26 protein-coding genes are annotated in these 25,558 nt (G+C 61.7%); 6 read left to right on the top strand and 20 right to left on the bottom strand.

The window, feature by feature from the left end:
• The first annotated feature begins 8 nt into the window (after positions 1–8).
• Both chrA and KY459_08465 read left to right on the top strand, forming a co-directional pair.
• Positions 9–1,406 carry a chromate efflux transporter gene (gene chrA, locus KY459_08470; GenBank protein MBW3564745.1) on the top strand — a complete coding sequence of 466 codons (1,398 nt, stop codon included), beginning with the start codon at positions 9–11 and terminating at the stop codon, positions 1,404–1,406.
• Positions 1,407–1,493: 87 nt separating this feature from the next.
• Entirely contained in the window at positions 1,494–2,717 is a 1,224-nt protein-coding gene (locus KY459_08465) for an MFS transporter (GenBank protein ID MBW3564744.1), read from the top strand.
• 16 nt (positions 2,718–2,733) lie between these two features.
• Here the strand turns inward: KY459_08465 and KY459_08460 are convergent, their stop codons facing one another.
• Positions 2,734–2,955, bottom strand: a complete 222-nt coding sequence (locus KY459_08460) for an efflux RND transporter permease subunit (protein ID MBW3564743.1) — start codon at positions 2,953–2,955, stop codon at positions 2,734–2,736.
• Positions 2,956–3,135: 180 nt separating this feature from the next.
• On the opposite strand from KY459_08460, the gene KY459_08455 reads away from it, so the two are divergent.
• Both KY459_08455 and KY459_08450 read left to right on the top strand, forming a co-directional pair.
• On the top strand, positions 3,136–3,276 hold the full coding sequence (locus KY459_08455) for a DUF433 domain-containing protein (GenBank protein ID MBW3564742.1): 141 nt from the start codon (positions 3,136–3,138) through the stop codon (positions 3,274–3,276).
• Positions 3,273–3,548: a hypothetical protein gene (locus KY459_08450; GenBank protein MBW3564741.1), complete on the top strand. Its 276-nt coding sequence runs from the start codon at positions 3,273–3,275 to the stop codon at positions 3,546–3,548. Before KY459_08455 ends, KY459_08450 begins: the two co-directional genes overlap by 4 nt.
• Before the next feature lie 28 nt (positions 3,549–3,576).
• On the opposite strand, the gene KY459_08445 is transcribed toward KY459_08450, so the two are convergent.
• Genes KY459_08445 through KY459_08390 form a run of 12 tightly spaced genes read right to left on the bottom strand, consistent with a single transcriptional unit; the run spans position 3,577 to position 14,621 of the window.
• Positions 3,577–4,209: a uracil-DNA glycosylase gene (locus KY459_08445; protein ID MBW3564740.1), complete on the bottom strand. Its 633-nt coding sequence runs from the start codon at positions 4,207–4,209 to the stop codon at positions 3,577–3,579.
• Positions 4,210–4,231: 22 nt separating this feature from the next.
• Positions 4,232–5,458, bottom strand: a complete 1,227-nt coding sequence (gene coaBC / locus KY459_08440; GenBank protein MBW3564739.1) for a bifunctional phosphopantothenoylcysteine decarboxylase/phosphopantothenate--cysteine ligase CoaBC — start codon at positions 5,456–5,458, stop codon at positions 4,232–4,234.
• A gap of 4 nt (positions 5,459–5,462) precedes the next feature.
• Entirely contained in the window at positions 5,463–5,717 is a 255-nt protein-coding gene (gene rpoZ / locus KY459_08435; protein ID MBW3564738.1) for a DNA-directed RNA polymerase subunit omega, read from the bottom strand.
• Positions 5,707–6,384, bottom strand: a complete 678-nt coding sequence (gene gmk, locus KY459_08430; protein MBW3564737.1) for a guanylate kinase — start codon at positions 6,382–6,384, stop codon at positions 5,707–5,709. Before gmk ends, rpoZ begins: the two co-directional genes overlap by 11 nt.
• Positions 6,374–7,285 (bottom strand): YicC family protein, encoded by a 912-nt coding sequence (locus tag KY459_08425; GenBank protein ID MBW3564736.1) that lies wholly within the window; start codon positions 7,283–7,285, stop codon positions 6,374–6,376. Before KY459_08425 ends, gmk begins: the two co-directional genes overlap by 11 nt.
• Positions 7,249–7,944 carry a lysophospholipid acyltransferase family protein gene (locus tag KY459_08420; protein ID MBW3564735.1) on the bottom strand — a complete coding sequence of 232 codons (696 nt, stop codon included), beginning with the start codon at positions 7,942–7,944 and terminating at the stop codon, positions 7,249–7,251. The genes KY459_08425 and KY459_08420 overlap by 37 nt, the downstream gene beginning before the upstream one ends.
• Complete coding sequence (locus KY459_08415; protein ID MBW3564734.1) at positions 7,934–9,832, bottom strand: ATP-binding cassette domain-containing protein; 1,899 nt, start codon at positions 9,830–9,832, stop codon at positions 7,934–7,936. Before KY459_08415 ends, KY459_08420 begins: the two co-directional genes overlap by 11 nt.
• Positions 9,829–10,938, bottom strand: a complete 1,110-nt coding sequence (gene lpxB, locus KY459_08410) for a lipid-A-disaccharide synthase (protein ID MBW3564733.1) — start codon at positions 10,936–10,938, stop codon at positions 9,829–9,831. Before lpxB ends, KY459_08415 begins: the two co-directional genes overlap by 4 nt.
• A 19-nt stretch (positions 10,939–10,957) precedes the next feature.
• Positions 10,958–11,446, bottom strand: a complete 489-nt coding sequence (locus KY459_08405) for an HIT domain-containing protein (protein ID MBW3564732.1) — start codon at positions 11,444–11,446, stop codon at positions 10,958–10,960.
• A gap of 6 nt (positions 11,447–11,452) precedes the next feature.
• Entirely contained in the window at positions 11,453–11,749 is a 297-nt protein-coding gene (locus tag KY459_08400) for an integration host factor subunit beta (GenBank protein ID MBW3564731.1), read from the bottom strand.
• Positions 11,750–11,787: 38 nt separating this feature from the next.
• Positions 11,788–12,762, bottom strand: coding sequence for a signal peptide peptidase SppA (sppA, locus tag KY459_08395; protein MBW3564730.1), 975 nt, complete (start codon positions 12,760–12,762; stop codon positions 11,788–11,790).
• A complete protein-coding gene (locus tag KY459_08390) occupies positions 12,759–14,621 on the bottom strand; it encodes a 30S ribosomal protein S1 (protein ID MBW3564729.1) in 1,863 nt (620 codons plus the stop codon). The genes sppA and KY459_08390 overlap by 4 nt, the downstream gene beginning before the upstream one ends.
• Before the next feature lie 196 nt (positions 14,622–14,817).
• Here KY459_08390 and KY459_08385 point away from each other — a divergent pair, with 196 nt between their 5' ends.
• The gene (locus KY459_08385) at positions 14,818–15,027 is read left to right on the top strand and encodes a hypothetical protein (GenBank protein ID MBW3564728.1); all 210 of its coding nucleotides are present in this window, start codon (positions 14,818–14,820) and stop codon (positions 15,025–15,027) included.
• A 425-nt stretch (positions 15,028–15,452) separates the two neighbouring features.
• Here KY459_08385 and KY459_08380 read toward each other — a convergent pair whose 3' ends face one another.
• The 4 genes from KY459_08380 to KY459_08365 all read right to left on the bottom strand — a co-directional run bounded on the left by KY459_08380 (position 15,453) and on the right by KY459_08365 (position 22,784).
• Entirely contained in the window at positions 15,453–16,736 is a 1,284-nt protein-coding gene (locus KY459_08380; GenBank protein ID MBW3564727.1) for a hypothetical protein, read from the bottom strand.
• A 52-nt stretch (positions 16,737–16,788) separates the two neighbouring features.
• Positions 16,789–18,990 carry a Na-K-Cl cotransporter gene (locus tag KY459_08375; protein MBW3564726.1) on the bottom strand — a complete coding sequence of 734 codons (2,202 nt, stop codon included), beginning with the start codon at positions 18,988–18,990 and terminating at the stop codon, positions 16,789–16,791.
• A gap of 25 nt (positions 18,991–19,015) precedes the next feature.
• Complete coding sequence (gene tkt, locus KY459_08370; GenBank protein MBW3564725.1) at positions 19,016–21,130, bottom strand: transketolase; 2,115 nt, start codon at positions 21,128–21,130, stop codon at positions 19,016–19,018.
• Between the two features lie 379 nt (positions 21,131–21,509).
• Positions 21,510–22,784, bottom strand: coding sequence for a M48 family metallopeptidase (locus KY459_08365; GenBank protein MBW3564724.1), 1,275 nt, complete (start codon positions 22,782–22,784; stop codon positions 21,510–21,512).
• A gap of 30 nt (positions 22,785–22,814) precedes the next feature.
• Between KY459_08365 and KY459_08360 the strand changes: the two genes are divergently transcribed.
• Complete coding sequence (locus KY459_08360) at positions 22,815–23,282, top strand: bacterioferritin (GenBank protein MBW3564723.1); 468 nt, start codon at positions 22,815–22,817, stop codon at positions 23,280–23,282.
• A gap of 17 nt (positions 23,283–23,299) precedes the next feature.
• Here the strand turns inward: KY459_08360 and KY459_08355 are convergent, their stop codons facing one another.
• From KY459_08355 to KY459_08345, 3 genes are read right to left on the bottom strand one after another with little or no spacing between them, the layout of a single operon-like run.
• Positions 23,300–24,169, bottom strand: coding sequence for an ABC transporter substrate-binding protein (locus KY459_08355; GenBank protein MBW3564722.1), 870 nt, complete (start codon positions 24,167–24,169; stop codon positions 23,300–23,302).
• Positions 24,166–24,795 (bottom strand): ABC transporter permease, encoded by a 630-nt coding sequence (locus KY459_08350; protein ID MBW3564721.1) that lies wholly within the window; start codon positions 24,793–24,795, stop codon positions 24,166–24,168. The genes KY459_08355 and KY459_08350 overlap by 4 nt, the downstream gene beginning before the upstream one ends.
• On the bottom strand, positions 24,789–25,529 hold the full coding sequence (locus tag KY459_08345) for an ATP-binding cassette domain-containing protein (protein ID MBW3564720.1): 741 nt from the start codon (positions 25,527–25,529) through the stop codon (positions 24,789–24,791). Before KY459_08345 ends, KY459_08350 begins: the two co-directional genes overlap by 7 nt.
• Positions 25,530–25,558: the final 29 nt, after the last annotated feature.

The following is a 25,558-nucleotide window of genomic DNA, read 5'->3' as shown; positions in this document are numbered from 1 at the left end:
CCCTAACCATGGAGACGGCAAACGAAAAACATACAGAACCCGCCGAGCATGGCATTCCCTTCCGTGACGCGCTGCGAGTCTGGACGCGTGTCGCCGCGCTCTCGTTTGGCGGACCCGCCGGCCAGATTGCGGTGATGCACCGCATCCTCGTCGATGAGAAGAAATGGATTGGTGAGAACAGGTTCTTGCATGCACTGAACTACTGCATGCTTTTGCCGGGTCCGGAAGCCCAGCAGCTCGCCGTTTATATCGGGTGGCTGCTGCATAAGACCAAGGGCGGCCTAGTCGCCGGCACGCTCTTCGTGCTGCCGGGCTTTATCGCCATCCTGGCGCTCAGCATTATCTATGCGCTCTTTGGCAATGTCGGGCTGGTCGAAGGGCTCTTTTTTGGCCTCAAGGCGGCGGTGCTGGCTATTGTGCTTCAGGCGGTCGTGCGCATCGGCTCACGCGCCCTCAAGAACAACATTATGTTCGGGCTCGCGGCGGCGGCCTTCATCGCGATTTTCTTCTTCGACGTCCCGTTTCCGCTCATCATCCTTACGGCAGCCGCGATTGGCTTCGTCGGCGGACGTGCGGGTATTCCCGCCTTCCTCGTCGATGGCGGACATGGCGGACACGGCAAGGGACTGTCGGACGCCGATTCCGCCCTTGGCGAGACCATACCCTCCCACGCGAAGCCGTCCGTCAGCTGGTCGATCAGAATCTCGGCGATTCTCCTATTGCTCTGGCTCGGGCCGGTCCTCGCTCTGTTGCTCACGCTTGGACCGGATGATGTTTTTACAAACGTTGCCGTGTTTTTCAGCAAAATGGCTGTTGTCACTTTTGGCGGGGCCTACGCCGTTTTGGCGTACGTCGCTCAGGAAGCAGTGCAGAGCCATGGTTGGCTCGCGCCGGGCGAGATGCTTGACGGCCTCGGCATGGCCGAAACCACGCCCGGACCGCTTATCCAGGTGGTTCAGTTCGTCGGTTTCATGGGCGCCTTCCGCGATCCGGGTACGCTCGATCCGCTGATGGCCGCAATCATGGCTGCCGTTCTCACTACCTGGGTCACCTTCGTGCCGTGTTTCTTATGGATCTTCCTAGGTGCGCCCTTCATCGAAACGATCCGCGGCAACAAGGCCCTCTCGGCGGCGCTCGCAGTCATCACCGCAGCCGTTGTCGGCGTGGTCATGAATCTGGCCGTCTGGTTCGCCCTGCATGTGCTGTTCGGCGAGGTGCGCGAGGTACACACATTCGGCATGAGCGTGGACGTACCGGTGATTGCGACCATCAACATCCCATCGCTCATCCTCACGGCCGCCGCCATGCTCGCGGTGTTCCGGTTCAAGATCGGCATGATCAAGGTGCTTGCGGCGTGCTCGGCCGCCGGTGTGGCCTTCTATCTCGCCTCCGGCTCCGTCGGCTGATCGGTGAGAACGGGGCCGGCGGGAGTATCGGGGAAGCGAAGGCTCGGCATCCTGCCGGAAAGTGCCGGAAGCGACGCCGCCCTGCTGCTGACATCGCGGGGCTTGCGCGCGTTCGGCGACGGCCTGGTCAGCCTGCTGCTGCCTGTGTATCTCGCCACGCTCGGCTACGGCGCTCTTGAGGTCGGGATTGCCGCCACGGCGACCCTGGCCGGTTCATCGGTACTCACCCTCCTGATCGGCCTTTACGCTCACCGGTTCTCCGGACGCAGGCTGCTGATGGGCGCAGCGCTGCTCATGATGCTTACGGGTATCGCCTTTGCGCTGGTTGACGATTTCTGGCCCCTTCTCATCATCGCCTTCGTGGGCACCCTCAACCCATCCTCAGGCGATGTCAGCCTGTTCCTCCCGCTGGAGCAGGCGCAACTTACCCGCACTGTAGCAGACCGTGACCGCACGGCGCTGTTCGCCCGATACAGCCTCGTAGGCTCGCTGGCCGCCGCCGTCGGCGCCCTTGCGGCCGGGCTGCCCGAGATAATGGGAGAACACTTCGCAGTTGGCCTCAAGACTGCCTTGCAGGCGGCCTTCCTGCTTTATGCGCTGCTCGGGCTTGCGGCCTTGCTCCTTTACCGGCGGCTGCCCGCCGTAGTGCCCGGTTCAACAGCCGAACCGGCCGAGCCATTGCGCAAGTTTCGCCGCATTGTCCTGAAGCTGGCCGCCCTGTTCAGCCTGGATTCATTCGGCGGGGGCTTCGTCGTTCAGTCGCTTCTGGCACTCTGGCTGTTCGAGCGGTTCGGCCTTTCACTTACCGCGGCGGGGGCGATCTTCTTCTGGACCGGGCTACTCTCGGCCTTCTCCTATCTGGTCGCTGTGCCGATTGCGCGCCGGATCGGGCTGGTCAACACGATGGTCTTCACCCATCTGCCGGCGAATATCTGCCTGGTGCTGGTGCCGTTCATGCCGAGCCTCGGTCCGGCCGTCGCTCTCCTGCTGGTACGCAGCGCGCTCTCGCAAATGGACGTGCCGACCCGCACCTCCTATGTGATGGCGGTCGTCACGCCCGGCGAGCGCGCAGCGGCGGCGAGCGTGACCGCCGTACCGCGCAGTCTCGCGGCGGCAGCCAGTCCGATGATGGCGGGTGCATTGCTCTCAGCCTCCGGCTTTGGCTGGCCGCTGGTACTCGGCGGCAGCCTGAAAATTGTCTATGACCTTCTGCTTCTCACAATGTTCCGCAATGTCCGGCCACCCGAGGAGAGCGATACAAATCCAGTCCAGCAAAGGAGCTCATCAGAAGACACGTCCCAAGAAGAATGAAAGCAGGTCGCGTTGTTCACCAGAAACTCAACTTTACGTCAGCGTTCGAAGTCTGCCGGTCCTTCCGGAGGTACAGGGCTGGCACGACGACGAGGTTCAGGAATGTGGAGGTGATGAGGCCGCCCAGAATGACCTGCGCCATTGGGCTCTGGATCTCGTTGCCGGGGGCACCCGAGGCGATGACGAGCGGGATCAGCGCCAGACCGGCCGTGATCGCCGTCATCAGGATCGGCGCCATACGCTCCTCGGAACCGCGGCGCACCGCCTCGGCTGAGCATGACGGCGACCGCACGAAGACCCCGACTCACGCGCCGGATTCTTCCAGATCGCAATCACCGACGTCCAGTCGGCACATCAAACTCGCTGCCATTCGGCCTCGCCGAGGAGCTTTGAGCGAACCAAGATTAAAACCGGCAAGATGGGTGGCGTGGCCTGCATTCGGGGACTTCGCATCCCTGTTGCGACCGTCGTGGAAATGCTTGCCGAGGGCCGGAAAATTGGAAAATTGGGGTTCCAAGTTCAGACCCGACCCCGGGTTTCGATAGAATTCGACCGATGACCGAAACCACGTCGATTGCGAACGAAGCGTCGGCGCTCGCCGCCGAGATGAGCTCGGGAGCCGGCGAGGAACCGATCGCCGCCGATGGATCCCGCAAGCGCTCGCTCCCGCCCGAGCTCCGGGACCGCTTCATCGCCTTCAGAACGATGCTCGTGCAACGTGGAATGATCGATCCGATCCTTCAGCGCTTCGATTCCTACACGGTCGAGCAGGCGCCCACGGACGAAATCGTCCAGCGGCTGCGCGAGATCGCCGAGTCGTTTCGAGGCTGACTCTCCCTCCGGCGAACCCGCCGGCGGATCAGCCCTGGATTCCGAGCCGCTTCATGACCGCCCGCATGTCCGTCCAGACATCCTTCTTCGCCGAAGGATTTCGCAGCAGGTAGGCCGGGTGGTAGGTCGGCATCAGATCGACGTCGAGGAACGACTGCCAGTGTCCTCTTGCTCGCGAGATCGGCTGATCCGATCCGGTCAGAGCCTGAAAGCCGAACTTTCCGAGAGTCACGATCACCTCCGGCGAGACGTGCTCGATCTGCTGCAGAATGTAAGGATGGCAGGAGGCGATCTCGTCCGGAAGCGGGTTCCGGTTTCCGGGGGGGCGGCACTTGATGACGTTGGCGATGTAGACCGCCTCGCGCGTAAGCTTCATCGCCCGGATGATGTCGGAGAGCAGCTGCCCGGCGCGCCCGACGAAAGGAAGCCCCTGAAGATCTTCTTCGTGACCGGGCGCTTCTCCGATGAACATCAGCCTCGCGCGAGGGTTTCCGGAGCCGAACACGACGGTCGTGCGCGTTTCGCTCAGACGGCACCGAACGCATCCCGCTGCAACTGCCTCCACCGCCGCGAGTCGCTCGACATCCTCGCCGCTCGACGTATCCTCTTCGGGACTGACCGTTCGCGGCTTCAGATGGGTCCAGCCGAGATCTCTCAGCATCTCCGCTTCCCAGCGGAGGCGCTCACCCAACGGTATGTTCCTCCCGGCTGGGCGTACGGCGTTGGTTCAGCAGAGCTCGAGTCTGATCGAGAATTGCGTGCGCGATCTCCCGTTTCGACGCCTTGCCGAGCCGGGTGAGGTCACCGTCGCGCCCGACAATGACGACTTCGTTGTCCGGAGAGTCGAAACCGATGTCCGTCCGGGAGACGTCGTTTCCCACGACCAGATCGACCCCCTTTGCGGCGAGCTTGGACTTCGCGTTGTTCTCGAGATCGTTCGTCTCAGCCGCAAAGGCGACGACGACGCCCGGTCGCGGTTTGAGCGCCGCGAGCTCGGAGACGATGTCGGGCGCCTTCACGAAGTCGATGCTGAACCGTTCATGTGCGTCCTTCTTGATCTTCGATCCCGAAACCACTTCTGGCGTGAAGTCAGCCACGGCCGCAGCCATGATGACGGCGTCCTGCTCGGGAGCCAGAGCGATGACCGCGTCCCGCATCTCAGAAGCGGAAGTCACGCGTTCCACGCGGACGTCGACCGGAGGGGCGATCTCGACGGGACCCGAAACGAGAATCACGCTCGCCCCGCGCCGCGATGCGGCCTCGGCGAGCGCATAGCCCATTCGACCCGACGAGCGGTTCGTCATGTACCGGACGGGATCAATCGCTTCACGCGTCGGACCGGCGGTGATCAGAATCCGGATACCTTCGAGGTCGCGCCCCACGACATTCCGGCTTTGCAGCCGGGCGATGATGACTTCGGGATCCGGCAGGCGGCCACGACCTTCATCCCCGCATGCAAGAAGCCCGGTATCGGGCTCGATCACCTCGATGCCCCGATCCTCGAGGATGCGGAGGTTGTGGCGAACGGTCACATGGTCGAGCATGAAACTGTTCATTGCCGGCGCTAGGATCACCCGGCCGCGATGAGCGACCGCATAGGTCGACAGCGCGTCGTCGGCAATACCGGTCGCGAGTTTGGCGATCGTGTTCGCCGTCGCGGGAGCGATCAGAAGAACGTCAGCCCAGCGAGCCAGCTCGACGTGGTCGACGCCGCCGCGCGACGGATCTCCCCATTGGTCGGTGATGACGCCATGAGCGGATACGGCGGCGATCGAGAGCGGAGAAACGAATCTCGTCGCGTTGGTCGTCAGAATCGTCCGAACGTCGTGACCGGCGTCGCGCAGGCGGCGGACCAGATCCGGCGTCTTGTACGCCGCGATGCCACCGGAAACGCCGAGCAGAACGTTCACGGGATCATTCTTCCAGCGAGGCGGCGTCCTCGAAGCCAGCCGCCTGGAGCTCTTCCTCGCTCATTTCGGCGAGGCTCCACTGCACCAGATCGTTGTCGACCTCATGCATTGCGATCCGCGAAGGTTTCGAATGCTTCGTCTTCTCCTTCGGCATCGAGCCTCCGATGATCTGTTCGGCTCTTCTCGCCACGAGCATCACGTACTGAAACTTACTGCTCAGCCCCTCGGGGAGATTGTCAAACGTGTACTTATGCGCCATGTACCCTCCTGAATCTCTCTGCCATTTCGCGCAGCTGCCCGGCAACCGATGCGCCCCTCAGCTTCCGGGCGATGATTGCAGCCTCCAGCGATTTGGCCGCAACTTCGAAATCGTCGTTGATGATGACGTAATCGTAGAACTCCAGACCGTGCTCGATCTCGTGAAGCGCCTTGTTGAGCCTCATTTCGATCTCGGCTTCACTGTTCAGACCCCTTTTCTTGAGCCGCTTCTCCAATTCCTCGAACGATGGGGGAAACACGAACACGCTGAGCGAGTGCGGGAGCAACAGAGCATCTTCCGCAATGATACGGGCGCCCTGAACGTCGATGTCGAGGATCACGTCTTCCCCGTTCGACAGTCTCCCCTGCACTTCCGACCGCGCAGTACCGTACCGTTTGCCGTGAACGTTGGCCCATTCCAGAAATTCCCCCCGCTCGACCATCCCGGTAAAGGTGTCGTCGTCGACGAAATGGTACTGCTGACCGTCGGATTCGTTCGGTCTCGGAAGGCGCGTCGTGTGGCTGACGGAGAAGTGGAGATTGACTCCGCACAGTCGAGTCGTGACCCTCACGTGCTCGATCAGGGAAGTCTTACCGGCCCCGGACGGACCCGACACAATGAAGAGAATTCCGTCGGGATGCCGTTCGGCATTCGATCTATTCGACATTCTGAACCTGTTCGCGGAGCCGCTCGATCAGCGTCTTGAATTCTACAACGGAGCTTCGGAGGCCCGTCGTTCGCGCTTTCGAGCCGATCGTGTTCACTTCCCGATTGAGCTCCTGACAGAGGAAATCGAGCTTCTTTCCGATCTCGCCACCCTCCTCCACCACGCTGTCCATCTGATCCAGATGGCTTCCGATTCTGTTGAGCTCCTCTTCGATGTCGGTTTTCTCCGCCATCAGGGCAAGCTCCTGAGCGAGGCGATCCTCTCTGATCTCGACGTCGAGGGTTCCCGCCAGATCGTCGAGGCGCTTGCGAAACGACGAGACCAGCTCGTCCCTTGCTTCGTGGCGAAGCGCGACCAGATTGCCGAGCTCCTGGCGCGCGGCAGCCAGGATCCCCCCCAGATGCTCCGCGATCGCCCGCCCCTCCTGCCGTTTCATCTCCATGAGGGCGTCGAGCGCTGTTTCCAGAAGCTCCACGACCGTCTGCTTCCAGGTTTCGTCCTCATCGCTCATTTCGACGGTGACAACTCCCGGAATCCGGAGAAGCGTGTCGAGCCCCGGTTTCTCGTCGATCTCAAGGCCCCGCGCCACGATTTCGAGGCGGTGGATGGCATCGACCGCGAGATCCTCGTCGATGAGCAGCCGCCTGCCGGAGGATTCGGACCGCGTGGTTCGTACAGCAATCTCCACCTTTCCCCTCCGCAGGCGTTCGGAGACCTGTGCTCGCACCCGAGGCTCGAGCTCCCACAGCGGCTCGGGGAGCCGGACGCTGAGATCGAGAAAGCGGTGGTTGACCGACCGGATCGATACCGTGACGGATCCCGATTCGTCGGAAATGGCACTTCGACCGAAGCCGGTCATGCTGATTACGTCGCCGGACGCTCGCTTTGCGCTCTCAACCATAACGACTCGAATTCCTCCTCTCCCGCCGCGGCCATCCGCTGGAGCGTTTTCTCGAGATCGTACCGCAGCCGCTCCTGCTCGTCCGAGTCGGCCGACCGCTCCACCTTCATCGGCGCTTCGAACCAGAAAACCCCTCGTGAGAACGGATAGGGCACCTCGAACCGGTCCCAGGAGGTCGCGACGAATTTCCGATCACTCACGAAGGCCGCGGGCAGAATTGGTAACCCGGAAGCGCGTGCGAGAGCGATCGCACCCGGTTGGGCGACGTGCCGCGGCCCTCTCGGACCATCGGGAGTGATCGCGAGATTCGATCCGTCTCTCGCTGCCCGAACCATGTCGCGGACGGCTCCGCTCCCGCCTCGCGTAGTGGAGCCACGCGCGGCCGTCGCCCCGAATCTCGCCATGGTGTCGGCGATCATCTGTCCATCGCGATGCTGGCTGATCATCGCGGTCATCGGAAGTCGAAAGCCGGACCGGATCATCATCAGAATCTGACCGTGCCAGAAAGCGAGGATGAAGTTTTGTCCGCCCTGCTGCACGGCGTCGAGATTCTCCGAGCCGAGCCAGCGGAGCCTGACCGTGCGATCCAGAATCCGGATCAGCCCCGATGCGACGATCGGAAGAATCCGGCCGGAGATGGACCGTTTCTCAGTCGCCATTGTCCTCGACCAGGGCCGGATCATCGGAGCTGAACTGCATGCGGTGGAGCCGCTCGTATACGCCGCCCATCGCGAGAAGATGGTCGTGCGTCCCCTCTTCGACGATCCGGCCCTGATCGAGCACGATGATGCGATTCGCTCTCCTCACTGTGGAAAGACGATGGGCGATCACCAGCGTGGTTCTCCCTCGCGTCAGGTTTTCGAGCGCCTGCTGGACGAGCCGTTCGGACTCGGTATCGAGAGCCGAGGTCGCTTCGTCGAGAATCAGAATCGGGGAGTCCTTCAGAATCGCCCGGGCGATCGCGAGACGCTGGCGCTGGCCCCCCGACAGCCGTGTCCCGCTCTCGCCGATCCACGTCTCCAGTCCATCGGGCAGTTGCTCGATGAAACTCATCGCGTTGGCACTCTCCGCCGCCCTCTCGATCGCCTCCGTCGGAACCTCTTCCCGCCCGTAGGCGATGTTCCGGCGGACGGAGTCGTTGAAAAGGATCACGTCCTGGGTGACGATGCCGATCAGTCCTCGGAGCGAGGTCAGCGTGGCATCGCGAATGTCGACTCCATCGATGGTGATTCGCCCTTCATCGACGTCGTAGAATCTCGGAAGCAGATTCACGATCGTCGATTTTCCGGCACCGCTGGAGCCGACGAGAGCAACCATCTCTCCCGGCTTGATGTCGAGAGTGAAATCGTGCAACACCGGCCGTGTACCGTCGTACGAAAAACTGGCGTTCTCGTAGCGAATCCCCGAGCCGATTCCTGTGAGCTCCACCCCGTTCGGTTTTTCGGCGACCTCGTTCGCGCTGTCGACGATCTCGAAGACGCGCTCGGCCGCTGCAAGAGCGGAGGCAATCGCGAGATTCGCCTTGTTCAGCTTCTTGACGGGCTGGTACATCATCGAAAGCGCCAGAACGAAAGAAACGAACTCGCCGATCGTCATCGCGCCAGCCCGGATTCTGAAGGCGGCGTAGGAGACGAGCATGAGAATGATGACGCCGGCCAGCAGCTCCATCACCGGAGAGCTCATCGCCTGAATCCGCCGCGCCTTGAGATTGATCCAGAGATGGCGGTCGGTCGACTCGTGGAAGCGCGATATCTCGAAACGTTCCATACCGAACGCCCGGACGATTCGGACACCCCGGATCGTCTCCTCGAGAAGCGTCGAAACATCGGCCATCCGTTCCTGGGTCGTTCGCGTGGCCCGTTTCAACCGCCGTGCGAACTGCACGATCGGAATCACGATCACCGGAGCGACGAAGAACGCGAGCAATGAGAGCTCGGTATTTACATAGAGAACATAACCCGTGAGGATGATCAGGTTCGCGGATTCCTGGAAGACGTCACCGAGCCGATCGGAGACCGCGAGCTGAATGGCTTCGACGTCCGAGACGATCCGGCTGACGAGCTCGCCGGTCGATTTCTGCGTGAAGAAGTTGCTGCTCTGATGAATGATCGCTTCATAGAGCTCGTTCCGGATATCGCGAACCGCGGACAGGCCGACGCGCTTGAAGGAGTACTCCGAAAAGAACATCGACGACGATCGAACTACGGTCACGACGGCCAGGCCCACGAGTATCCAGCGCCATCGCGACTCCCCGAGTCCGTCCCACCAATCTCCGAGCGGGAGCACGACGGCGTCGAAAGCATTGATGAGAGCCCCCCGCTCACCCTCAGGCAGATCTCGCTTCAGCACGATCCGCTGTACCAGTGAGAGCTCATCCGCAGCGGGCTCGGCTCCCTCCGAGGCATCGGTGAGCACTTCGTCGAAGAGGGGCCGGGTCAGAGCCACGAGCGCGCCATTGCTCAGGGCGACGGTGAGCATGGCGATCACCGCAATGGTCGCCCAGCCACGGTATGGACCGATGTAGCTGAACATGCGGCGCAGCGTCATTTTCGAGCTTCCTCGATGATGATCCGGGCAACGTTCGCGGCCGGGCGCTCGCCGCCGAGCTTCTCGTAGACGCTCCGCAGCCCCGTGGTCACCTTCTTCCACTGATCCGGCTCGAGAAGACGTTCCAGCTCCTGAACGGCCCGCTCTCCGGTGGCGTCTCGCTGCAGCAGTTCCGGTACCAGACCGCGTCCGGCGACGATATTGACCAGGCTGACGTTCTCGAGTCTGACGATCCGCCTCGCGACCAGCCATGTCAGTCGTGGAAGCCGGTACATCACCACGCACGGGACCCCGAGAATCGCGGCTTCGAGTGTTGCGGTGCCCGATGAGACGATCGCCAGATCCGCCGATGCGAGGGCCTTTCGTCCTTCCGAGCTGACCAGCTCCACTGCCAGCGTACATCCGGGAGCCGCCGCTTCGAGCTGTTCTCGCGAGATCGTGGGAGCCTTGATGATGAAGGCCTCGACCTTCCTCCCGGCACGGAACTGATCGAGGGCTCTCATCATCTCCGGAAGGAGCTCCTCGATCTCCATCAGCCGGCTCCCCGGAAGGATCGCGAGCCTCACCTTCCCCTCCGGAAGGGGCCGCGGACGCGTTGGAACGAGATCTTCCAGTTGTTCCACCAGCGGATGGCCGACCCAGGTGGCCTTCATCTTTCCTTCATAGAGAAGCTTTTCGAAGGGAAACACGACCATCATGTGATCGACCGTACGCGCGATTTCCCGGATCCGCCCCGAGCGCCACGCCCAGACCTGGGGAGAGATGTAGTAGAAGATCGGAATATCGAGTTTCTGGAGGGCCCTGGCGATTCGGAGGTTGAAGTCGGGAAAATCGATGAGAAGAATCGCGTCGGGTCGCTCCTGCTCGATTCTGGATACCAGCTCGCGAAACACCCGGCGATACATCGGAAGATGGCGGATCACGTTGAACAGACCGACGATTGCGAGGTCGCGAACGTGATGAAGCAGCTCGACACCGCTGGCCGCGAGCTCATCGCCACCGATACCGAAGGCGACCAGATCGGGATCGAGCTTTCGGAGCTCCCGGACCGCGTCGGCTCCGTGGAGATCGCCGGAGGCTTCACCCGCGACGACACAGAGTTTCATGGCCGGCGCCACACTCTCGTCAAAAGGACTCGAAGGCCGGAGCCAGCCGCTCCCACGTCTCTTCCAGATCCTCGGGCACGATCCGGGTGTCGGCGGTCACCGACATGAAGTTCGAATCGCCGCTCCATCGCGGAACGATGTGGATGTGGTAGTGATCGGCTACGCCTGCCCCCGCCGCTTCGCCGAAGTTCATTCCCACGTTGAACCCGTCGGAGTGATAGTGGTCCGCGAGCAGTCGCTGCGCGTGTGCGGTCACCCGCATGAGCTCTCCCAGAACTGCCTCGTCCGTATCGTAGAGGCGTGCCTCGTGCTCGGCCGGCGCAACCATGACGTGTCCGTTCGTGTATGGGTAGCGGTTGAGCATCACGACGGCGTTCTCCGTGCGGGCCAGCGTCAGCGTGTCCCGGGAGACACCTCCGCGTGCAGCCACGCAGAATATGCACTCCTCCTGGGCTCCTTTGGGAGAGATCAAGTATTCGTACCTCCACGGAGTGAACAATACTCGCACTTGTTTTCAGGAGTCGGTATCCTGATCATCATCGTTGATCAGATTCTTCAGCTCCTTGCCGACCTTGAAATACGGAATCATCTTCGGCGGTACGTCGACACGTTCGCCCGTCTTCGGATTGCGACCCACGCGCGATTTGCGGTGCCGGAGTCTGAAGCTGCCGAATCCGCGGAGCTCGACCTTCTCGCCCCTCCGCAGAGATCCGATGATGGAGTCGAGGAAGACGTTGACGATTTCTTCCGCATTCCGCCTGTGAAGATCGGCAGTCCTCGAGACTCGCTCGACGAGGTCGGCCTTCGTCAGCACCGGTTTCTTCTCTTTCTCGCTCACTCTGCCCCCACTCATTTCCACCGGTAATAAAACGGGGATGTCGTTTCTCCGGCAAGTCTGCTCAGTACGGAGGTCCGTTGGCTATCGGATCCGAACAGGTAGTCCAGCAACCCTGGTTCCCATCGCTTCGGATAGATCACGTTGGGCTCTTCGACGCTTGCGAGATCAGCAGCGAGGTCGATCGCATCCCAGATATTGCCCAGCTCGTCGACCAGTTCCAGATCCTTCGCGGTCACTCCGGTGAAAACGCGGCCATCAGCGAGGCGCCGCACTTCTGCTTCGTCGAGCTTCCTCGCCTGGACCACGTCGGCTACGAACTGATCGAGCAGTTCGTTCACGAAACTCTGATAGAAGGCGCGCTCCTCTTCGGTGAGATCCCGGTAGGGCGATCCCGTGTCCTTCATCTCGCCGCTGGCAATCGTGATCGGCTCGACGTGCGCCCAGTCGAGAACCCCGCCGATGTTCATCCACTGGGTGATGACCCCGATCGAGCCGGTCACCGTCCCGCGTCCGGCGATGATCCGATCGCAGGCTGCGGCAATGTAGTAGCCGCCCGACGCAGCAACTCCTCCCATGGCGGCGACCACCGGTTTCCCGCTCTCTTCACGGAACTTGATGATTTCGTCATGAATCTCCTGGGAGGGCACGATGGCGCCGCCCGGTGAATCCACCCGGATGACGACCGCTTCGATGTTGGCGTCGTCCCGGTATCGATGAAGGGTTTCGACGATGTCGCGCGAATCGACGATCGCCCCTTCAATGGGAATGACGGCGACCGAGTTGCGCAGGGTGATCGCCTTCCCGTCGAATGCCGAAGCGATCGCGACCGCGACGATGATGGCGGCCACGAGAAAAACGAGGCTCGCCACGAAGACCAGAATCGCGCCGGGACTGAGCCTGCGACGCTCCCGCGGCTTCGGTTGGGGACGCGGCGGCGGTTCGATGGGAGCCGGCGCTCCCGATTCGTGCTCGGGAGAGTAGCTCATTCTTCGCTGTCGTCCTCAGCCGACTCGTCATCGCCCTGTTCCGAATCCTCTTCCTCGGGCGCCTCGGCTTGCTCTCCGGACGGTTGCTTTCCCTTGAGTGCGGCCAGTCCCGAGTCGCCGAGGGTCTCCGAAAGTCCATCGCCCCGCGTCTGAACGATCGGTGTGCCTCGCTCACCGCCGGGACTCTCGAGCTCTCCACGCTCCCAGGCTGCTCTCTCGTCGTCGCTGAGCGGTTCGACGTCCCGGAGCGAAAGTCCGATCTTTTTCTCCGCCCAGTCCATCTTGATCAGCCGTGCCCGGATCGGCGATCCCGGACTGAACATCCCTTCCAGATTGTCCGAGGGCGTCCGTTCAATTTCCGACAGATGGATCAGACCTTCGACTCCCTCGGACATTTTGACGAAGAGCCCGAAATCGGTGATCTTCGAGATCGTTCCAATCACTTCGTCCCCGATGCTCCGATCGCGAGCGTAGTCGTCCCATTCGTTCGGCATGAACTCCTTGATCGACAACGAGAGCCGCTGACTCGAAGCATCGACCGCGGTGACCTTCGCGGTAACCTCGTCTCCCTTCTTTACGACTTCACTGGGGTGCTTGAGGCGGCGGGTCCATGACATGTCCGAGATGTGGACCAGCCCGTCGATCCCGTCCTCGACCTCGACGAATGCCCCGAAGTCGGTCAGGTTTCTGACCTTTCCGGTGATCGTTGCACCGACCGGGTAACGCTCTTCGATCGTGTCCCACGGATTGGTCTCGAGCGCCCTGAGCGAAAGTGAAATCCGACGGTTCTCGTCGTCGACGTCAGTGACTACGGCATCGATCTCATCACCGACATTGAGAAGCTTCGAGGGTTTGACTCTCCGGGTCCACGACATCTCGGAGATGTGGACGAGTCCCTCGACGCCTTCTTCGAGCTCGACGAAGGCTCCGTAGTCGGTCAGCGAAACCGCCTTGCCATGGACGGTAGACCCGATGGGATAGCGATCGCTGACGTCCAGCCAGGGATCCGAGGTTCGCTGCTTGTACCCGAGCGAGACTCTTTCGTTTTCCTCATCGATCTTGAGAACGACCACCTCGATCACGTCGTTGACGTTGAAGTATTCGGAGGGATGATTGACGCGCCCCCAGGAGACATCGGTGATGTGAAGAAGGCCGTCGACGCCGCCGAGATCGACGAAGGCTCCGTAGTCAGTGATGTTTTTCACGGTGCCGGTGATCTTGGCTCCCTCTTCGAGACGCTCGAACGTCTCCTTCTTCATCTTCTCGTGCTTCTCTTCGAGGAGGGCTCGGCGGGACAGAACGACATTCGAGCGCCGCTTGTCGAATGAAATGATGCGAAACTCGAGCTCTTTCCCCTTGAGGCTGTCGAGATTCTTCACCGGGCGGACATCGACGAGGGAGCCGGGAAGAAAGGCCTTGACGCCTACGTCGACCGACAAGCCCCCCTTGACCCGGTCGAGAACCCGGCCGGAGATCGTCTCCTCCGCCTTGTACTGTTTCTCGAGCTCATCCCAGACGAGAACCCGCTCGGCCTTCTCGCGTGAGAGTTGCACGTAGCCGCTCGGATGCTCGAGTTTTTCGATGAACACATCGAGCTGCGAACCGGGGCTGACTCTGACGTTTCCCGCGTAATCGGTGACTTGTTCGATCGGAACGATTCCCTCGGACTTGTACCCGATGTCGACGACCACCTCGGTAGGCTTGACGTGAACGACCCTTCCCTTGACGATTTCACCTTCGTTGAATTCGCCGAGCTTCTCGTCGTACATCTCGAGCAGCTCTTCCATTCCGATGGATTCGAGATCCTTTTCTCCCTTCGGATGATCGTTCGGGTCTTTGACCTTTTCAGTGGGCGGCATAGCGCGGGGGTACCTCCTCCTTTCGTTTCCAGTCCGCAATCTTCGGCCCGCCTTCCGCACGGGCGCAGCCGAGGGCGAATCGGAACAAACCCGGCGCACGAAGTCCCAGCTGGAGACAAATGCGTCAGGCGTCGCAGTTTAGCGACCGTGTTGCAAACGAGTCAAGGAATCAGGATACAGGATTGAGGGGCCAGGATTGAGGGGCCAGGATTCACGGGAGAGGATCCAGGAGGCAGGAGACAGGATTCAGGAAAACAGGATTCAGGAGACAGGAGCCAGGATTCAGAAGGCAGGAGACAGAAGACAGGATTCAGGAGACACGATTCAGGAGACAGGATTCGGGAGCGAAGCACTCGTCATTCTGAGCCGGCGAAGCGCGGCGAAGAATCTGGCCGGGGGCTCGTGAATGGAGGGAACGAAAGGGATTACCTGGGGATTCACGACCCGCCCCGGGCTCCTTCGCCGTCCTTCGGCGGCTCCTGATGAAACGACCACGAAATTGCGTGGACTTCGACCTTTTGCAGCGCTTCGCTTGGGCTGATGTCCCACCCTGCAAGGTCCCTCGCTTGCCCACCCGACCGCCCGCTCGGGACGACGCCGGTTTGAGTATGGGGTGCGGAGTTTTGCGGGCTCCGGTTTTCATTCCCGCTTCACCGGCGCGACGCGCCGGTCAATTGCTCAGGATGACGAAACGATGGAGGCAATGGATGTCACCCTCGTACCTCCCTACTCTCCCATTTACTTCACCCTTTAACCCTCTTTCACTCTTCACTCTTCACTCTTCAGCTCCGTCTCCTGAATCCTGTTTCCTGGCTCCTGAATCCTGTCTTGTCACAACTGTTCGTTGATGATGAAAAAGGTTCCATCGATCAGCTTGTGACCGAGCCCTCGTTTTCGCCAGTCCCCGGCATTCATCTCGGTGCAGTGCTCGAGGTCCCTTTCGAAAATCTGCTCGAGCTCCTTCGCCACACCTTCGTCCCAGAATCCGACCGTGATCTCGTCGTTGATCTCGAATGAGCGATCGTCGAAATTCGTGGAGCCGACGGCAGCCCACGTTCCATCGACCGTGAGAACTTTCTGATGAAGGAGGGTCCGCTCGTATTCGAAAATGCGGATCCCGCCGTCGAGCATCGCTCCGAATTTATGATGCCCTGCATGCTGCACGATAGGGTGATCGGTCACCTTGGTCGCGGGGACCATCACACGAACATCCACGCCACGGTCGACCGCCTCGATCAGAGCGTCGATGCCGTCGGGGTCCGGAAGAAAGTAGGGATTCTGGATCCAGACCCGTTTCGTCGCACAGGTGATCGCGAGGTAATGGAGAAGCTTGACCGCCGAGGGGATACCCGCGGGCGTGATCCAGGTGACGTGCGCTTCGACCTCGCCGACCCTCTCGAGCTCCGGAAAGTAAGCATTGCCGATGAACACGTCTCCGGTCTCTTCGACCCAGTTCTCGCTGAAGGTCGACTGGATGTCGTGAACGACCGGACCTTCGATCCTGGCGGTGATGTCGCGGAACGCCGGTTTCCCCTTCCGCCCCTCCATCCAGTCGTCGGTGAAGCAGTGGCCTCCCACGAAACCGATTCGACCGTCGACGACGCAGATTTTCCGGTGATCCCGGTTGTTGATCTTGCCGAGATTGCTCAGCCTGAACGGATGATAGCTGGTGAGTGCGACTCCGGCTTCCTGAAGACGCTGCTTCTGCTCCTGAGTGATCGAGCCTCCCGAGCCGTCGAGCATCACGCGGACGTCTACGCCGTTTCTCGCGCTTCGTGCAAGAGCGTCGGTCACCCTGTCCGAGACCTTCCCCTCTTCCCAGAGATACGTCTCGAAGTTGACTGAGCCGCGGGCGCCGTCGATCGCCTCGATCAGAGCGTCGAAATAATCAGTGTCCTGCAGCAGCGTCACCCTGTTGCCGCGCTTCGCCGCGCCGTGGGTCAGTCCCGTGATCGAAAAACGGGCGTCCCGGAGACTCTCGGGGTGGTCGATGTCGTAATCGGGGTCCCGCCTGTGAAGCGTCGAATAGAGGATCAGGATGAGCCCGGCGATCGTGAAGACCATCAGCCAGAAAAGGAAGGCCGGAATCGCGATCGGTGAGGTGAAGAGAATCATGAGCGGGTGCGCGTGCGAGCGGAGCGAACCCCGTGCCTGGCCATTCTACCGACTAGCGAAAGGTTGCGCCGAAATCGACATCCTCGGCGGCCAATACGAAAACCGTCGTCGGAAGGCTTCGGGAACGCTTCACGGTACGCTCGTAGTAGTCCGGAAAGTCGTCGCCCGGCTCTGCAAGTCCCATGAAGACGAGATCGGCGTCCTTCGAAGAGCTCTGCAGAATCTCATCGAAGGTCTTCCCGTTCATCACGATCACCTCGTACTCGATTCCTGTGCGCGATCTGGTCGTGAGAGATTCGAGATTGGCTCTTGCCGATTGCGCGGCGCTCTCATCGGCAGCAGCCATCTTGAGGACGACACGCGAACCGCGCCACTCGAAGCTGGTCTTCAGCAGGTAAGCCAGCAGCAGCATCAGGCCGCCGTTCGAGCGCAACCCTCCCCACCAGACATCGATTCTCCGTACATCCTTCCGAGCTTCTGTTTCGATGGTGTTCTCGACGATCAGAATGTTGCGTTTCGACTCGTGAACGTGCCGGATCATCTCGCAGAATCGGGCATGCTTCGCCTCCTCGGCGGTCCCGCCCACCATGATCGTGTTCGGCATGACCGGGCCGAGGCCATACGCTTCGATGAGCGTCTCGACGCCCTCGAATGGGGACGGAGCACTGATCACCTTGACGAGACTCGATACTCCGCGGTCCAGCAGGTACTCGCGCACCGTCGATTCCATCGAGACCCGGCGCGCCGGAGGAACCGAGGCATCCAGAATCGATGCAACGGTCATCAGCCCGCGGTTATGAGAGAGCGAGTTGGCGAGATCGACCAGATGCCAGCGCCTCGACGGCGCTCCAGAGAGTACGAGAATGTGGGGACGCCAGGTCTTCGGATCTGCTCCCGGTTCGAGCCGCATCAGGCCCGTCCGAATGAGCGTCAGCCACATCCCGCGGCGAATGTCTCCCCATGCAACGCTCATCTCCGACCTTTCGAGCCAGAGATAGATCGTCAGCACGGTCAGAAAGGCAACGACGGTCGCCACGGGGTTGATCAGGAACATGACACTGATACAACCGAGCGCGCCGAGGAGTGACCACGCCCAGTGCACACGGAACGTCGGGCGGAACGAGGGGCTCTGGAGAAATCGTTCGAGCCCGGCGGTGATGTTCAACACGCCGTAGGTCGTCAGAAAGAACATCGTGAGGACTGGAGCGATCACGTCGAGATCTCCCAGCCAGACCGCCACGAGTGCGAGCGCCGTGGTGAACACGGTTCCGATTCTCGGCTCGTCCCCGGCGCCGCTGCCTCGTCCCAGCCAGCCCATCCAGTTCGGCAGCACACCATCCCGTGCAAGCGCCTGCAGGACTCGCGGCGCCCCGAGAATGCTGCCGAGCGCACTCGAGAGCGTCGCTCCCCAGACCCCGAGGAGAATCGCATTTCCAATGAAGGCGATTTTTGTCATCACCAGCGGATCGGCCACGAGAAGCTCCGCGCTGGCGTTGTTGCGAAGGTAGAGCGGGATCGCCATGTAGATGACGTATCCGACGATCACCGCTGCGATCGTTCCGGTCGGGATCGACTTTCGTGGGTTCCGCAGGTCTCCCGACATGTTGACGCCGGCCATGATCCCCGTGACGGCCGGAAAGAAAACCGCGAAGACAACCCAGAAAGGTGCAGGGTCGACGACGGGCTCGGTCATCGGCGCGCTGATCGGATCCCCGAGAAAAAGCGATACGAGGGAAATCGCGATGGCCGCCATGATGAAGTACTGCGCCTTGATGGCCACCTGCGCGCTTCTCATCGCCAGCGCCGCGATCAGAATCGTCGTGATCACGCCGGTGATCTTCGCGTCGAGAACCGGAAATGTCCGGTTGAGGCTTTCCGCGAAACCGACCGTGTAGAGAGCGACCGAGAGCGCCTGCGCGATGTAGAGGGGAATTCCGACCGTGCCCCCCGATTCGACCCCGAGCGCACGGGAGATCATGTAATACGCTCCGCCGGCCCGGACATGCTGGTCGGTTGCGATCTCGGAGATCGACAGCGCCGTGAGAAACGTGATCGCCGTAGAAAGGGTCACGATCACGAGCGTTCCGGTCAGCCCGGCGTTTCCCAGAATCCATCCGAACCGTAGATACATGATGACGCCGAGGATCGTCAGTATCGAAGGGGTGAATACACCACCGAACGTTCCGAGCCCGCCGGGATTCGGCTCAACGACGGCCGCTGGCGGGGGTGCATTTCTGAGGAAGGGAAACTTCATCGGCCGGGCTGCATGACTTCCCGGTTTACTTCGCTGCCAGCCATTTCTCGATCTCGGTCACGACCGCATCGGCGGTCAGCCCGTACTTTTCGGCCAGAACCTCCGCTGGCGCGGAAGCACCGAACCGCTCCACCCCGATGTGGAGCGCGCCGTCGTCAGCGTAACGGTACCAGCCGATCGTCGAGCCCGCCTCGATCGTGACGATCCTCGATCGGTCGCCGAGCACCCTCTTTCTGTACGCCGGTTTCTGTGCGTCGAACAGCTCGAGGCATGGAGCGGAGACGATCCGGACCGGCTGCCCACGACCCGCAAGTCGCTCCGCGGCCTCGATCGCCACGGGAACCTCGGAGCCGGTGGCGAGCAGCGTCACCGGATCATCACCTTCACTCTCGCGGAGAACGTAAGCTCCCTTCCAGACGGTTTCCGGATCGAAATCGTCGGGGTACTCGACCGGTGCGAGCTTCTGACGCGTGAACGCCATCGCCGTGGGACCCGAGCTCTTCACGACGGCCCATCCCCACGCCATCGCCGTCTCGACGTCGCTGCAGGGACGGAACAGATGGAGATTCGGGATCGCCCGCAACGCCCAGAGATGTTCGACTGGTTGATGCGTCGGCCCGTCCTCTCCCAGAAAGATCGAATCGTGTGTAAATACGAAGATCGATGGAATGTTCATCAGCGCCGCGAGACGGATGCTCGGTCGCATGTAGTCGGAAAAGATGAGGAACGTTCCGCCGTAGGCCCGCCATGGTCCTGCCAGCGTCATCCCGTTGACGATCGCTCCCATGGCGTGCTCCCGCACACCGAAGTGAAGATTCCGTCCGGTGAAGACGTCCCGATCCGGCGGTGGTCCCTCGACTGATTTTCGGGCGATGCTCTGACTTCCCTTGATCGTCGTGTTGTTCGAGGGTCCGAGATCCGCCGATCCGCCGACGAGGAATGGAACCATGTTCGACAGAGCCTGGATCGCCTTCCCGGAGAGGGATCGTGTTGCCGACTTTTCACTGGTTCGGACACCCTTCACGAGGGTGTCGATCCAGCCTGCCGGCATCTCGTGCTTCCAGAACCCGTCCCACATCGCCGCCATCTCGGGATTCGTCTCACGCCATTGCCGCATCTTCCTGTCCCATGCACGCCGTGACCGAACGAGCTTCTTCGTCTTCTTCTCGAAGTGCTCCCGGACCCCATCGGGGACGTGGAACTCTTCGAGCGGCCATCCGAGCGCCTGTTTGGTCAAGCGGACTTCTTCGGGACCGAGCGGCGCGCCGTGCGCTTCGGCGGTTCCGTGAAGATTCGGCGCCCCCCATCCGATGATCGTCCGGCAGATGATCAGCGAAGGTTTCGCTTTCTCCCGCTGCGCCTTTCTGATCGCCCGACGGATCGCGTCGCGATCGTGGCCGTCGATCTTCTGCACCTGCCAGCCATAGGACTGGAACCTTTTGCCGACATCCTCCGAGAACGCGAGCCGGGTTTCCCCTTCGATCGTGATCAGGTTGTCGTCGTAGAAGTAGATGAGGTTGCCGAGACCGAGATGTCCGGCGAGGGACGCGGCCTCGGAGGCGACGCCTTCCATCAGGTCACCATCGGAACAGATCGAGTAGACGTAGTGATCGATGAGCGCGTTCTCATCGGAATTGAATCGGGCGGCCATCATCTTTGCCGCGAGGCCCATTCCCACACCGTTGGCGAACCCCTGGCCGAGTGGGCCCGTGGTGGTTTCGATTCCCGCAGCGTGGCCGTACTCGGGGTGGCCGGCCGTTTTCGAATTCCACTGGCGAAAATCGCGAAGCTGATCGAGCGTCATCTCCTTGTATCCGGTGAGGTGAAGCAGCGAATAGAGGAGCATCGAGGCGTGGCCGGCCGAAAGGATGAAGCGGTCGCGACCGATCCAGTCGGGATGCTTCGGATCGTGCCGCAGAAATTCGGTCCAGAGCACATAGGCGATGTCCGCCATCCCCATCGGCGTGCCGGGGTGTCCGCTGTTCGCCTTCTCGACGGCATCGACGGCCAGAAACCGGATCGTATTGACGCAGAGCTCGTCGAGTTTCTCCTTCCGCTTCTTCTTTTCGTTTCGGCTCTCGGCGGCGTCGACGACGGCGGACGCACGATCTGCGGTTCTCTCAGCCTCTGAAGTGCTCATTCGGTTGGGATCCCTTCTGCCGGACGGCGTGCCCGATTATAGACAATCGGCCGGGGCGCGCGGCTTCCTGGCAAGGTCAGCGTGCCTGCTGCGCTGCACTGTCTCGAGCTTGCGCGATTTCCGCATCACCGGGCCCCGTCCCGAGCTGCGCGATTTCCCCCCTTACCGGGAGGGCGAAGCCCCTGCTGAGCCGTCCCGTCGCGAGCTACGCGATTTCGCCCCTTACCGGGAGGGCGAAGCTCCTGCTGAGCCGGCCCGTCCCGAGCTGCGCGACTTCCCCCATTACCGGGAGGGCGAAGCTCCTGCTGAGCCGCCGCTGATCGAGCTTGCGAAACAGAAGACACGCTGCGATCGGCCGATCGGAAGTCTCGTAACACGATCAGCGCTGCCGGTCGCCGGTTCGCGCGTGCTCCTCGTCCCATCGAAGCGCGAGCTCGATCCGCTCGACGATCGTGGGATGGCCGTAGCGCCAGAATCGGATGAACGGATGCGGATCAGGGTCAGTCTTCGCGGCTTTCGCAAGCGTCGCGAATGCGCTCGCACCGTCCGTTGCGAGCCCGGTGTGCTCGAGCGCAAAAAGGTCTGCCCGACGCTCGACCGCCCGTGAATAGGCGTTGATGCCGGGGCTGATCAGGAACATCAGCACCGAGCCGCTGAGAAGCATCCAGGGAAGCACGACCGGGTCGGATGGTCCCCGCGCGCCCCAGGAGCGCCCGAAACGCGAGATCCCTCGCGCGATGACGATCGATCCGAGCCCGAACGCGGCAAACGTCACCACCGCCGAGAACGCCATCCCCTTCCACAAATCATGGCGGACGTCGTGTCCCATCTCGTGTGCCATCACGAACACCACCTCGTCATCGCTCATCGCATCGAGCAGCGTGTCCCAGATGACGATTCGTTTGGAGGTTCCGACTCCGGTGACGTAGGCATTCAGCGTCCTCGTCTGCTTCGACTTGTCGACCTCGAAAACCCGCGAGTCCGCAATCCCGACGTCATTTGCGAGATTCAGAAGCCGCTTTTCGAGCGCCGACCTTCCGAGCGGTTTGAAGTCATTGAAGAGCGGCTCGATCACAATCGGCGCGAGAAAGACCAGCACGATCGTCAGCGGCACGCTCAGCGCCCAGGCCGCGAGCCACCATCGCTTCGGCCAGCGGTCGATCAGCGCGAGCACACCCGCCATCAGAGGTGCCGAGAGAACGACGGCGATCAGAAAGCCCTTGACTCCTTCGATCAGCCATTCGGCGAACGACTGGTTCGACAGATCGTACTGGTGAGGAACGATGAAGCCGGCGTACAGCTCGATCGGAAAGAGCATCAGCGAAAGGGCCGTCACGAGCAGTGCAGCGTACAGAAGACGCGAGCCGAGACGGCCGTCGGTGACCCTTTCCGAAACATTCCGTATCCGCCTGGACCACCCGCTCCAGAGGAGGACTGCGAGGGCGATCCAGCTGGCGGCGGCCCCGCCGAAGTAGATGACGTTGCGCGTCAGGCTGTGTCGCCTCATCTCCTCGGTGACGGTCAGGCCAGCTTCCTCGAGAACCTCCGAAGCGGCGGAATCTTCCTCGCCGGACTCGCTGCGGGCAGCCTGAAGGCCGATCGCAATGCCACCAGCGATGGTAACGATGCCGAAGAAGATTCCCAGTCGTTTCATCGCGGCTCGCAAATCGCATAAGGCGACGGCATGAGCAAAGAACTGGACAAACCAAAAGTCGTCAATCTGCTGAATCGCATCCTGGAAATGGAGCTTGCAGGAGTCGTGCGCTACACGCACTACTCGTTCATGGTTTTCGGGTACACCCGGATCCCGATCGTCTCCTGGCTCCGGGAGCAGGCCAACGAGTCGATGACCCACGCGCAGGAGGCGGGCGAGCTGCTCACCTCACTCGGTGAACATCCCTCGCTCAAGGTCGGACCACTCCTGGAAACACACAAGCACGACATCGGAGACATTCTCCGGGAGGCGCTCGGCACCGAGCGGGAGGGACTCAAGCTTTATGAGGAGCTGCTGACACTGGTCGAGCACCGTGACGTCACGCTCGAGGAGTACAGCCGGCAGAAGGTCTACGAGGAGCAGATGCATCTGTGGGAGGTCGACAAGATGCTCCGGAAGCCGGGTGACATCGAGACCTTCGTCGAACAGAACACCTGATCCCGGAGCCGTCCGCTCTACTCCAATCGGTCGCGCAATTCTCTGACGACCTGGGGGGGCGTGCGGCCTTCCGCATCGACGGCGTGGTTCATCCGGCGCATCTCGCTCTCATCGATGGCTCCGCCGAGCCCGTCGAGAGCGCCGCTCGCTCCGGAGCACTTCCCGTCGATGTCGGCGCGGTAGGCGATTGCGGCATCGTAAGGCGGAAAATACTCGCGATCGTCCTCGAGCATGACGAGGCCGAGCTTGTCGATCAGGCCGTCGGTCGAGTTGCCCGCGATCAGGTCGACCTCGCCGCTCTCGAGCGCCCGGTAGGTCAATCCGAGATCCATGGTCCGTGGAGCCGTCGAGAACTCGAGCCCATAGGCTTCGAGCAGTCCCGGCCATCCGTCCGCGCGGTCCGCGAACTCGTATCCGAATCCCGGCCGGAAGCTTTCCTGTACCCGCACGAGGTCGCTGATGGTCCGGAGCGAGTGTTTCTCCGCATCCTCTGCCCGCACGAGCATCGCGAACGTATTCTCGAACCCGAGATCCGGGCTCCACTCAATCCCGGAGCGCTCGAACGCCTCGGTGATGATTCTCCTCACTTCTTCACGGTCCATGACGGGCTCATGATCGAGGATTGCCGTCAGTGCGGTTCCGGAGTATTCGGGATAGGCATCGAGGTCCCCCGACCGCAGAGCGCTGTTGGCGACGAAGGTCCCTCCCATGTTCAGCCTTCGGTCGACGGCACACCCATATGCTTCGAGCGTCTGCGCAACGAGCTCCCCGAGGATCACCGACTCGGTAAAGTTCTTCGATCCGACGACGATGCGGTCCCGCCCGGCCTCGGCGCATCCGAGTGCAGACGAGATCACGAGGAGAGTGATCGAGATGAACCGCGTCATCGGCCCATCCTTCGTGCGATCGTTCGTTCCATCCGCGTGAAAATCAGGTCCGCGGCGAGCGCGAGCACGGCGGCCGGCAGCGCCCCTGCCAGCAGTAGCGTCGTGTCGACCATCGCGATTCCTCGAAAGATGAAATCGCCCAGCCCACCACCTCCGATCGCCGCGGCGATCGTCGCCACACCGATCCCGATGATCGCCGCGAGCCGGACACCACCGATGATCGCCGGCAGCGCCAGTGGAATCTCGATCTGTCGCCTCACCTCACCTGTGGTCATACCCATCGCGACGGCGGCCTCCCTCACATCGGGGTCGACCTCCCGGATTCCGATGACCGTATTCCGGACGATCGGGAGGAGCGAGTAGAGAACGAGCGCGACGATCGCGGTTTTCGTTCCGATTCCTCCGATGAACGGGACCGGAATCAGGAAGCCGAACATGGCCAATGACGGAACTGTCTGCACGGCGTCGACGACACGCAGCACCGCGCGCCCTGCCATCGTCCCGGTCGCGCACCAGAGACCGAGGGGTATCCCCGTGATGGTAGCCACGATCACCGCGATCCCGACGATCCGGATGTGCTCGAGGGTGAGCCGGATGATCTGCGCGCCGAGCTCCCCCGTCACGATGCTCGGACTCCCGCCGCGTCGATGAACGTTCTGGCCAGGGGGACCCGGGACTGGAGAAACTGCGCGGTCGTCGCCTCGACGACGACGCTTCCCGCCTCGAACAGCAGCACCCGATCCGAGACCCGCAGCGCTTCGGTCAGATCATGGGTGACGAACACGACCGTCGCTCCGAGGCGCGATTTCAGGTCTCTGATGAGCTCCTGAAGCTCCAGACGAACGATCGGATCGAGCGCGCCGAACGGCTCGTCGCAGAGGAGAATGTCCGGCTTGCCGACGAGTGCACGGGCGATCCCGACGCGCTGTCTCTCGCCCCCCGACAGGCTCCGGGGAAACCGCGAGCGGTACTTCGGCGCCGAAAGCCGGACGGCTTCGAGCATCGAATCGACTTCGAGTGCCACGCGCCCCTCCTCCCATCCGAGGAGTCGAGGGACGGTGGCAACGTTGTCGAAAACGGTCCGATGGGGAAAGAGGCCCGTTCCCTGGATGACATAGCCGGTCCGCCTTCGCAGCTCGATGAGATCCACCTCTTTAGTCGTCTCACCATCGATGGTGACAGCTCCTTCAGTCGGGAAGAGGAGCCCGTTGATCATTCGGAGCGCCGAGGTCTTTCCGGCGCCGCTCCGACCAATGAACGAGACGGTCTCGCCGGGGTGAATGGCGATCGAGATTCCGGAAAGAATCGTGGTTTCACCTGCCTCGTACCCGACCTCGTCGAAAATGATCTCGGACGCCACCTCGCGAGCGTAGCAGAATGGTGGCGCGG

The organism is Acidobacteriota bacterium (assembly GCA_019347945.1).
In the GTDB taxonomy this organism is placed as follows: domain Bacteria; phylum Acidobacteriota; class Thermoanaerobaculia; order Gp7-AA8; family JAHWKK01; genus JAHWKK01.
This window is presented reverse-complemented; position numbering and strand designations above follow the sequence as displayed.